Consider the following 8,087-nt stretch of genomic DNA (forward strand, 5'->3'; position numbering starts at 1 on the left):
TCAATTTAACGAAAAGATAAAAGAACAATTTCCTGAAATTAATAAAACTTGGGAAATTGATATTGCAGTTCCAGTTTTTGAACGAAAAGAAACTGAAATATATAAACGGAATAAAAACGTTGGGTAACACCGTATAAAAATAATTGCGGTTTAGTGCTTAATCAAAGGTCGTTGCGTGTTTGTAACGTCTGATTTTCCTGCGGAAAATCCTCGCATACAAACCCGCAACTATTCTTATACATAAACGTTGCCATTCATTGCGTGACGCACTCAAAATCTGAAAATATGATAAGTAAATTAAAGAAAAAAGAATATATGAAAATAGCTTTATTTGTAGTAACATTTATTGTTGCTTCAGCTATATTTTCGGATTGGGAACATTTTAAAGATGGATTATTTGGATTGAATTAATTTCTCACTCAAATCCTGAATGAAATTAACAGCGGACTTTTTAGCTCGTTTGTGGAATCGGAAACTGAATTGAAAAACAAAAACCGAATTGTGTGCGGAATTTAGCAAGTTGCGGAATTGCTCACTCAATCGGAATTGAAAAAGTTTGCGGAATAAATCGCTGACCGAATTCAATCAAACGCTGAAAAGATAAAAAAACAGAATTAATCCGAATAATTAGAAATCTGAATAAAAACAACGAAATGGCAACACCGTATAAAAATAATTGCGGTTTAGTGCTTAATCAAAAGGTCGTTGCGTGTTTGTAACGTCTGATTTTCCTTCGGAAAATCCTCGCATACAAACCCGCAACTATTCTTATACATAAACGTTGTGCGTCATACCTGAAAAAACGAAATGCCAGAATTAAGCAACATACAGACTTACGAAAAATTGAATGGTGATGAGATAAAACCTTCAATTCAAAAATTCACCAAGGTTTTGGAGCGAATTGGAATATGGAATTCTGACCTTGAAAAACAATTTGAATCATTGGAATGGAAAGAAGAAGATAATGGTTTTGTTTATTTTCCAAACGCTTACTTTGGATTTCACAAAACCGATTTTTCGGAAATTAAGATACGACCTCATTTATTAGCTTGGACGCCTGCGATTGACAAAACTTTTAAAGATAATTGGATTTCTTGCGAACTGTTGATAGAAACAGGAACGATTCGAAACTCTGAAAACGGAAATTATAAGGAATTAACTTTTGAGTTTATCAAAAAACTTGCAAAAGAAATGGCAACGGAATTTAACCAAACTGGAATTTATTTTACAGATGAGGCTCAAGATGGCGAAGATTTTGACGGAATAAGAACAACTGATAGTAATAAACTTTGGAGTTTTGATTATGCGCTAATCCCTAAAAAACTAAAAGAACTTTACGGAGAAAAACCAAAAAATTATAATATCAATGAATCTGACAATTGGATTGAATCTTGGAATTCGAACAATTGGAATGAAAAAATAGAAAGTACGAACGCACAACAACGTTTATAATTAATGGCTAGTTCTAGCATACTTACGAAAATCCTCGCGGATTTTCTATTCGGTTTTTATTTGCTAAATTAGTTACTTAAACACGCCACTAATCATACACGAGACCGTTGGGTACAATTATGACGAACAGCATTTTCCATAACAAAGAGTTTGAGATAAACGGAATTTCTGTGCCTGAATTTGAATTAAAAAGCGGAAATCTAATCCGAATTTATATTCCGAATTTTAATCTTGAAAACTTGCCTTTAGGTTTTGACTTGACTATCGAATTAATAAAAAAGTTCCAAAATCAAAAAACTGATTTTCCTTGGGCAAAAAACTACCGACAAAATACTGTTGCGGAATTTTTAAGTCCTTTGACTGTAAATAAATATCTGATTAATAAAATGTGGATTGACAAACTGAGCGCAAAAAGAATAGCAGAAGAAATCGGAATTACATTAAATGAGAAATTTGAATATTTAAGTTTTAAAAACAAAAAAGCTCTAATTATAAAAGCGCATTTTGATAAAAATGATTCTATTCTTTTGGATTATTACGGAGTAGATGCAATGGGAATTGAGTTTTTGGAAAATTTAATTAATACCGAAATAGAAAAAGGCAAATCTGCAATCGCTTTTGACAATTTACAATTTGCGAACGAAAAAGAACCTTATGAAAATATTAAACCGATAAAAATAACTGTACCCAACACAGTATAAAATTAATTGCTATTTTAGGCTTAAACAAAGGTAGTTGCACTTTTGTTACGTCTGATTTTCCTTCGGAAAATCCTCGCACACAAAACCGCAACTAATCTTATACATAAACGTTGCCATCCATTTGAGAAAAACAGTTCTAATATTGATTTTTGGTCTTCTGACCAACTTTGTGGTTTCACAGGAAATCCACTCTGAATATGTATTCATTAAAGAAAAAACTAAATCGAAAATTGATAGCGGAATTAAATGGAATTATGTCGATTCTGACAGTTTAGTTCTTTACGAAAACGGAACTTTTCATCGGACTAAATTCTATCACTATCACGAAATAATTTACTCGGAGTTAAAAGGAGAATGGAAAATTGAAAACAACACTCTAATTCTGAATATAAAGCTGGAGAAAGAAAGTAAATCTGACAAAAAATGGACGGAAACTAATTCGATCATAAGTTACCGAATAAAAAAGCGGAAAATAAAACCAATAAACGGATTTGAATTCTATGCGATACGGAATTTGAAACGTGTGAAAAAATAAAAACGTATGGCAACACCGTATAAAAATAATGCTTAGTTTAGTGCTTAATCAAAGGTTAGTGCGTTTTGCTAGCTTCTGATTTTCCTTCGGAAAATCCTCGCATACAAAACCGCACTATTCTTATACATAAACGTTGGGCACAATTAAAACCGAATGAATAGACTTCTAATTTTACTTTTTTCAATATTCTTAATTGGTTGTTGCACTGAACCAAAATTGTTGAATAACGGACTAACTCAAAAAGCAACACAAATTACCGAATACACAATTAAAGTGGAAAATGATTCTCTGAATAATAAGATTCAAGACACGCTTGTAATTACCGAAAAGAAATACAACGAAAATGACCAAATAATTAGTAGACATCAGCGGAATTTATTTGCTGACGAAACAATGGATATTGGATTCATTTACAATAATGAGAAAAAGATAAAAAGAGAAATTGTGACACTTTCTAACGACAGTTCAAATTTTATTGTTGATTATTTCTACAATGACACATTGCTTTTGGAAACAAAATCAGAATCCAAAAATGAGATTTTTCAATTCAAACAAATTGGAGGTTATAAATATAATTCTGACAACAAACTAAAAGAAAGTTCATTAAAACAAATCTACATTGACGTTGAAACAAATGACACAATTACTAATACTCTTGAAATAAGTAAATATAACGACAAGGAATTTGTAACTGAATCCAAACTATCGGACTTTAGAAAACCTGAACGAAATCGAAATACTGAATATAAATACGATTGTGGAATTTTAATGGAAATAAATGAATTTAATAGCAAAGATTCTTTGATTTCAAAAACGAAATATAAATATGTGTTTGACAAGTTTGAAAATTGGATAAAGAGAGAATCAATTGAGAATGACAAGGTGAATTACATACGAACGAGGGAAATAGAATATAAATAACTGTGCCCAACACCGTGTATAATTAATTGCTTGGTCACTGCCGACTTACGAACATTCCTGCGGAATATTCTATCTGTGATTTATTTGCTAAATTAGGTGCTTAATCACGCAACTAACCATACACAAATACGTTGGCAGTAATTTAAAACAAAATCATTCTAATTTAAAAAATGAAATTTATCAAATTTGCAATGCTCCTTTTGACTTTAACTTGTTGCAAGGTAGAAAAAAGAATTATTATATCAATTCCAAATAATTATGAAGGAAATATTGTTATAGAAGAAGACGCAGAATATGTATCCTATTCTGAAAAAACTTTTGAAAATTTTAATGTTTATGAATATAAAACGAATAAGTTTGGGACACTAAAAGTAAAAAACATTTCTATTTTTAAAGATTGGAATAAAGTTTCTTTTGGATTTATTAATGTAACGCCTGTTTATAAAGTAAATGAAAAAACTAAAATAGGCGATTTTATAATTTCAGAACCAATATATTTTGATAATAGAATTGAAGCTATTGTGATTAAAAAAAATAATTGACACATTAAATAAAAAACTACTGCCAACACCGTATAAAAATAATTGCAATTTAGTGCTAAAAATAAGGTCGTTGCGTGTTTGTAACGTCTGATTTTCCTTCGGAAAATCCTCGCATACAAACCCGCAACTATTCTTATACATAAACGTTACCTACAATATTGAAAAAACTGCTTCAAATAATAATTTTAACCTTAATCACAACTTGTTACTCACAAGAAAACAAGACTGATTTAATTGTGGATGAAAAATTTGAACAATGCTCAGAATTAAGATATAATAAGCTTTTATCAGAAGTTGGACCGATTAAAGGAAAATTGATTACCAAAAAGAATATTCATATTTTATTAGAAAAATCTCTAATTCAAGAAAAATATTTATCTGAAATAAGCAAAAATGGTTATTCTGAATTATTAAAAAATGTGAATAAAATAAGGCCTATCTTCTTTGAGAAATTTATTTCTGATATAGGTTTTGACCCATATTCATTATTTCCAAAAAGTTCTCATTTGACTTGTTATGGCTATTTGTTTGAACAATTAAAAATTATTGATAAAACAAGTTGGCAATATGAATTTTGTTTGGCCTTTAATAAATTTGAGGCTTATGGAAATCTTAAAACTGATAGTGAATATTTAATTGATGTGTTGGACGAAATTCCTGAAGGTAAATTTCAAAATATTGTTTATCGGAAATTATTCTTAGATATAATATATACAAATATAAATTAAAAATACTGTAGGTAACAATGTGTAAAAAACATTGCTTATTTTAGGCTAAACCAAAGGGTGTTGAAATTTTGCTAGCTGCTGATTTTCCTACGGAAAATCCTCGCATACAAAACCGCAACGTTCCTTACACGAGACCGTTGTGTGCAATACCAAAAAACACCGAAATAATAACAAATTAAATGATATTCAATATTTATTACATCAATTTCCCCAAAGTTTACGAAATCAAAATGATGTTGGGAAATATTATTTTACTGAATAAAGAATTAGAAAGCAATAAAAATATTGAAGGTGGTGCGGAAATCGGAGCCAAAATTGATATTGGAACGAAGTTTTTTAAAATGTTCAATGTAGAAGGAGAAGGAAAAGGCAGAGTTGCTGGTAGTTCAGCACAAAAAGTACTTGAAACTTTCGAAGTGAAAACTACCAAATCTGTCATTTTAAATGATGTTATAGAAAATTCACGAGCGATAAAAAGTTTTGACGGCATTAATGAAGGAGAATTAGTTAGAATCGATAATGTTTCTCTTAAATTAGAAAACGAACCAGAGTTGAGAGTCGTAAAACTTTTTACAAGTGATGCTTTTAAGGGAATGTCTGTACCAGGAGCAAAAGATTTTGATATAAATAATCTTTTTAATTCAATGTTTAAAGATTATGCGTACAAAATAAAAGGCTCTATGTCCAATTCAGATGAAAATCTACTTATAAAAATTCCAATGACATTTGAGAATGAATTTGAAAGTTCCTACAGCGTAGATGATTTATTTATAGGAAAAGTGTCTTTAGTAGGATTATATAAAGGAAAAGTCAAGCTTACTGATTTAAAAAATTCTCTTGAATTTTTCCAAGAAATTGGTAATATGCAAAATGCAGTAAATAATACTGGCAATGATGATAGTGAAATTCAGAATAGTCAATATGATGAAGATAATAATACGAATAATTTTAATCCATTCGTAAGTAGTTTACAAGACAACAAAGAATATCATTACTTTGATATTCTGTCAATCATTCAAATTATAAATACGCCAAAAAAGAATGATTAATAAAAGTGAACTTTTACTTTATAACTTATCCAAATATAAAGAGCTAAAAAACCACTTTTCAAATCTTGATAAAAAGATTTTAAGTGTAACAGATTTTATCCAAAATGAATCTTTGATTGAAGAATCTATTGGTTATGAATATGCAATTGATATTTCAGCTTTTACAAATATCAACCAATATAATTGTGAAAGGATTATTCACCTTTTTGACGATACATTTACATTTATTGCGAATATCAAGCATAAAACATTTTTCGAAGAAGAATTAAGATTTTGCTTTGATGATTTTACACCATTTGAAGATTATGTAGAAGACGAAGATGAAACTTCCGAAGGAAACATTAAATCAACTAAAACTCACAGAAAAATCATCGATTTAGAACAAGATGATTTAAAAGTATTTTTCGAAAAGATAAGTAATACTCTTTATGGTCATCAAAAGTTTAAAGATGACTTCAAACGACAAGTGGACAATTTTAGAGTCTTTAATAAATTAGGAGAACATAAAATACTATCTCTATTTTTAATGGGAGATTCAGGTGTTGGGAAAACTGAAGTTGCCAGAACCTTACACAATGCTTTAGGTGGTAAAAATAAAATGGCTAAAATCAATTTTGGAAACTACAGCAGTGACAACTCTCTGAATTCTTTGATTGGAAGTCCAAGAGGCTACATAGGAAGTGAAGATGGCGAAATTTTCATCAGAGTAGCGGAATCTGATACAGGAATTATTCTAATAGACGAATTTGAAAAATCAAACTCAACGCTTTTTAATTATTTCCTTGATGTATTAGAAAATGGCAAAATGGTAAGTTCACTTGCACACGAAATTGACTTAAATGGGTTTATAATCATTTTTACTTCAAATATTTCTAAAGACAATTTTAAAAATGTCATTTCACCTGAACTGCGCTCAAGAATTGATTATAAAGGATATTTTTCCATTTTAAAAAACGAGGATAAAATCAAGTATGTTGAATTTAGAATTAATAGTGTTGTAAGAAAGTTCAATAAGAATGTTGCAAATGTTTTGGATGACGCATTTAAGAGTGAAGTGTTTAATCAAATTAATGTATCTCGTTTCAAAAATATGAGGGATTTGAATAAAAAGATAAAACAAACATTTGTAAATAAGCTAAAAAACAAAGTGCTGAAATAGTACTGCACACAACACCGTGTATCATTAATTGCTAGGTTCACGTCTACTTGGAAAATTCCTTAGGAATTTTCTCTGGCTCGTGAATGTTTGCTAAATTAGTGCTTAAACACGCAACTAACCATACACCAAACGTTGTGTGTCATTTTGAGAAAAACCTTATGGAAAAATTGACTTTAATATTAATTCTTATTTTATCTGTTGGCTGTTCCTCAAAAACAAAAACTGAAAAAGCAATTACTGAACAAGTTTCGGAATTAAAACCGCCATTTAAGAATCAAGGAGAACAAGAGGATTTTTGGGCACAAGAGTTTTTCAAAGATGAGTACGAAAAACAAAATCACATCAAATTTAACGGAGAAATTAAAATAGTAAATGAATATAAGTCTTTGGACGAGCATGGTAATTTCATCACCAATGCGAATGAAATTAGTTTTGGAAACAGAGTGGTTGAAATTAACCTGAATGACAATAAATTACGCTCGATTTTCGAAAATGGAATTTTATATCCAGATTTGATAAGTGAAAAATATTTTAAAATATGGGATTTGGAAGAATTGAGTTTTTTAAACAAATCACCAAAGATTAAAAGGTTTCGAATTTTTGTAAATATGCCCGAACGAATTTATACACAAATAATTCTATTGGAATTAAAAAATGAATCAGCGGACAATCAGACATCGATGAGTGAATTTGTTGAAAATTCTGAACTGACTTTTATAAAGGAAGCTTGGTTAATGATGTAAAAAAACGAACACACAACACCGTGTATAATTAATTGCTAGGTCCTTCCCTACTTGCGAATATTCCTGCGGAATATTCACGGGTTCGTAAAAGTTTGCTAATTTAGTTGCTTAACCACGCAACTAACCATACACAATCACGTTGTGTGTAATGCTGAGTCGTCCGGAATAAAGGCTACATAATTTTAAACATTATGTACAAAAATGACAAAGTAATTAGACGTTACAGCGAACCTTTCAAATTAAAAATTTTAGCAGAA

At 29.8% G+C, this 8,087-nt stretch carries 8 protein-coding genes; all 8 read left to right on the top strand.

Annotated elements, in window-relative coordinates; all coding sequences use genetic code 11:
- Positions 1–807 precede the first annotated feature (807 nt).
- Positions 808–1,452, top strand: coding sequence for a hypothetical protein (locus tag ACFFVB_RS16200; protein ID WP_382384271.1), 645 nt, complete (start codon positions 808–810; stop codon positions 1,450–1,452).
- A 170-nt stretch (positions 1,453–1,622) separates the two neighbouring features.
- A complete protein-coding gene (locus ACFFVB_RS16205; RefSeq protein ID WP_382384272.1) occupies positions 1,623–2,153 on the top strand; it encodes a hypothetical protein in 531 nt (176 codons plus the stop codon).
- Positions 2,154–2,907: 754 nt separating this feature from the next.
- Positions 2,908–3,609 (top strand): hypothetical protein, encoded by a 702-nt coding sequence (locus tag ACFFVB_RS16210; protein ID WP_382384273.1) that lies wholly within the window; start codon positions 2,908–2,910, stop codon positions 3,607–3,609.
- A 170-nt stretch (positions 3,610–3,779) separates the two neighbouring features.
- Positions 3,780–4,151 carry a hypothetical protein gene (locus tag ACFFVB_RS16215; protein ID WP_382384274.1) on the top strand — a complete coding sequence of 124 codons (372 nt, stop codon included), beginning with the start codon at positions 3,780–3,782 and terminating at the stop codon, positions 4,149–4,151.
- A 158-nt stretch (positions 4,152–4,309) separates the two neighbouring features.
- Positions 4,310–4,879: a hypothetical protein gene (locus ACFFVB_RS16220; protein WP_382384275.1), complete on the top strand. Its 570-nt coding sequence runs from the start codon at positions 4,310–4,312 to the stop codon at positions 4,877–4,879.
- A gap of 179 nt (positions 4,880–5,058) precedes the next feature.
- Positions 5,059–5,928, top strand: a complete 870-nt coding sequence (locus ACFFVB_RS16225) for a hypothetical protein (protein WP_382384276.1) — start codon at positions 5,059–5,061, stop codon at positions 5,926–5,928.
- Positions 5,921–7,087, top strand: a complete 1,167-nt coding sequence (locus ACFFVB_RS16230) for an AAA family ATPase (RefSeq protein ID WP_382384277.1) — start codon at positions 5,921–5,923, stop codon at positions 7,085–7,087. Before ACFFVB_RS16225 ends, ACFFVB_RS16230 begins: the two co-directional genes overlap by 8 nt.
- A 158-nt stretch (positions 7,088–7,245) precedes the next feature.
- Positions 7,246–7,830, top strand: coding sequence for a hypothetical protein (locus ACFFVB_RS16235; RefSeq protein WP_382384278.1), 585 nt, complete (start codon positions 7,246–7,248; stop codon positions 7,828–7,830).
- Positions 7,831–8,087: the final 257 nt, after the last annotated feature.

The sequence above is a fragment of the Formosa undariae genome (assembly GCF_042427615.1).
GTDB lineage: Bacteria > Bacteroidota > Bacteroidia > Flavobacteriales > Flavobacteriaceae > Formosa > Formosa undariae.

Excerpts from the sequence above, each read along its gene's own strand:
- ACFFVB_RS16215 (WP_382384274.1), top strand. The coding sequence starts at position 3,780 with ATGAAATTTATCAAATTTGCAATGCTCCTTTTGACTTTAACTTGTTGC.
- ACFFVB_RS16235 (WP_382384278.1), top strand. The coding sequence starts at position 7,246 with ATGGAAAAATTGACTTTAATATTAATTCTTATTTTATCTGTTGGCTGT.
- ACFFVB_RS16225 (WP_382384276.1), top strand. The coding sequence starts at position 5,059 with ATGATATTCAATATTTATTACATCAATTTCCCCAAAGTTTACGAAATC.
- ACFFVB_RS16200 (WP_382384271.1), top strand. The coding sequence starts at position 808 with ATGCCAGAATTAAGCAACATACAGACTTACGAAAAATTGAATGGTGAT.
- ACFFVB_RS16230 (WP_382384277.1), top strand. The coding sequence starts at position 5,921 with ATGATTAATAAAAGTGAACTTTTACTTTATAACTTATCCAAATATAAA.